The following is a 1,842-nucleotide window of genomic DNA, read 5'->3' on the forward strand; positions in this document are numbered from 1 at the left end:
GTACTTCTATCCCGGCAAATCTACAGTGTTCCGCAACGCCTTCCGGATCAAATTCTGCAAGCCTTGCAAGGTCAAATGCCACTTTCTGATAGGTTCCATATCCAGACTTTGCTGTTTCATCCAATACTTTGCCAAGCTTATACGCCTTAATAAAACGAATCATATCTTTGGTAAAGTCTCCGGTTATATATGCTTCATTTGGCTCTAAAAAGGAAAATGGCAGATTGATCGTTACATCTCCAAAATCTTCCCATTCTCCCTCTTCCCTGTGGCAAAGTCCTACATATAAGTTCCCATTATTCCTGTAAGAGCTTACTCGAATCGCTACTTCCTCATGTCCATATTCCCAGTCGTATCCTAACGTCTTATTTGTATCCATCTTCTTAACCTCCAAGTCCCATCATTTCTCTTACGATTCGGTCAGATGCCTTGATTGCTCCGACCAGAACCAGTAAATTAAATACCAGTTCCCCTACATAGTTCCACACGATTGTAACTGCACTCAGCCCTGTATCCCCCACTGCCGGAGGGCTTGCGGCATAGGCGGAATAGATGATACATGCCAGTGCAATGATCGCCCCTTCCAGACACACACCCACATAAGAACGGAGAAAGTTCTTTCCGATGGATTGTGTAGGTTCTCCTGCAAAAGAGGAGATCGGGATCGGGGCGATTGCGGTATACATATAGATCTTGAACATCCTGCCATACACCGTCAGGATCATGACAAACGACAGTACTGTGATCAGCAGACTGCCAAGCAGTGTCACGATCCATAACGGGATAGATTCCAGCATTCCCACACTTTCAATCTTATCTACGATCTCTGTCGGCAGTTCGGTCACGCTTCCTGCCATGCCGGAACCACTCATTACCGTGGTCACAATTCCCTGCACAATCGAAAACAGCGCCTGCATCAGCTCCATCCCATAGGTGATTGCCCCCTGCGCCAGTGCAAACCGGATAAATGCTTTTAATACGTGTTCTGGTTTCTTAATATCCGTAAAACTCCCACAGGTTTTTATGATCCCGGCTGCGAAAAACAGCACCAGCAGTCCATAAGCAATAGCTGTCAGTGCATCATTGATATTGGTCATAATGCGCCAGATGCCGCCGCCTTTAAAAGTTGCCGGATTTTCGGTAAGCAGCGTCCACAGTTCTGCCATCTTTTCACTCCATGTGGATAGTGCCGAGTTCAGATTCTGTACAATCCAGTTATCACTCAAAAATTCTCACCTCCTAGAAAATGTTTTTGCATACAGGAGCGCCTTTCGGCACTCCTGCGGTTTCCTTCTATCTTTTTTCAGAGGCTTACGCCATGATCAGGTCCAGGATCTCTTTGGCGAACGTAATGATCACGCCTCCGGCCAGTGTCAGAAATCCATTTGCTCTCTGGCTTGGATCATGGCTTTTTAAGGACAGTCCTACCTGCACCACTCCAAATCCAAGCAGGATCAAGCCGATGGCACGGATCAGTGAGAAGATGAATGTAGACAGGTTATTGATCACCGACAGCGGATCTCCGGCTGCAAACACCGTGGTTGCCCCTACGGTTGCAATAAGAACCAGTGTCATATAAAGCCCCATCCATTTCTTCTGCTTTCTCCCCATCAGCATCGGGGGTGTCATTTTTTCCGTTGCATTCTTTTTCGTTCTATTTTTTTCTCCTGCGAGAAGTTTCTTCAATACACATCACTCCAATCCATAAGAAAAACTGCTATTCACCAAGGATGTCCTCGGTAGAGAGCAGTTCATAATCGTCTAATCTGTTAATGTCAATCTTTAAATCGTCGTGAGCCAGTGGTGTTTTCGCATAATCATAAGGCGATGCACCACCGTCCT

At 46.1% G+C, this 1,842-nt stretch carries 3 protein-coding genes; all 3 read right to left on the reverse strand.

From position 1 onward, the window contains the following. The coding region (locus tag G4407_RS15940; protein ID WP_173689659.1) for a DUF4313 domain-containing protein at positions 1 to 379 on the reverse strand (379 nt) is incomplete at its 3' end. Between the two features lie 4 nt (positions 380 to 383). Next, positions 384 to 1,226 (reverse strand): hypothetical protein, encoded by an 843-nt coding sequence (locus G4407_RS15945; protein WP_173689660.1) that lies wholly within the window; start codon positions 1,224 to 1,226, stop codon positions 384 to 386. An 85-nt stretch (positions 1,227 to 1,311) separates the two neighbouring features. Continuing rightward, positions 1,312 to 1,629 (reverse strand): glutamyl-tRNA amidotransferase, encoded by a 318-nt coding sequence (locus tag G4407_RS15950; RefSeq protein WP_173689661.1) that lies wholly within the window; start codon positions 1,627 to 1,629, stop codon positions 1,312 to 1,314. Positions 1,630 to 1,842: the final 213 nt, after the last annotated feature.

Origin of the sequence: Allocoprococcus comes (genome assembly GCF_013300725.1) — a bacterium.
Taxonomy (GTDB): domain Bacteria; phylum Bacillota; class Clostridia; order Lachnospirales; family Lachnospiraceae; genus Allocoprococcus; species Allocoprococcus comes_A.